This is a genomic window from Shewanella sp. 4t3-1-2LB (assembly GCF_017368415.1).
Classification (GTDB): domain Bacteria; phylum Pseudomonadota; class Gammaproteobacteria; order Enterobacterales; family Shewanellaceae; genus Shewanella; species Shewanella fodinae.
In genome coordinates, this window is record NZ_JAFNJD010000139.1 from 1 (window position 1) to 462 (window position 462).

At 46.3% G+C, this 462-nt stretch carries 1 protein-coding gene; it reads left to right on the forward strand.

Going from position 1 to position 462, the window contains the following annotated elements; translation table 11 throughout:
- Window positions 1-462 (forward strand): ISAs1 family transposase (locus J3L11_RS18995; protein WP_207572006.1); only part of this gene is annotated, 462 nt, incomplete at both ends.

Sequence of the window (462 nt, forward strand, 5' to 3'; positions counted from 1 at the left end):
GCTCAAATTGTAAAGCGTAAAGGTGACTATGTTGTTCAAGTGAAAGGTAATCAACCAACACTGAGAAAGACGATTGAAGCGCTATTTCAGCCACACTGGGAGACGAATGCCACCGATATCCCAATGTATGAAGAAAGCGACAAGGGACACGGTCGAGAAGAACGTCGTACCACGTTTCAAATTCCTGCCTTGTTGCCAAAAGAACTTGCCAAACAGTGGCCATCCGTCAAATCGCTAATCGCCGTTGAGCGCGAACGTAAGCGCAATGGAACGACGACTATGGATACGCATTACTACCTGAGTTCATTGGATATTGAGGTAGAACTCGCCGCTCAGGCTGTTAGACAGCATTGGCACATCGAGAATCAACAACATTGGGTACTGGATGTCACGTTCAAAGAAGATATGTCGCGGATAGGCGATAGAGACAATGCGAAGAAAATGGCGTTATTTCGCCGTATT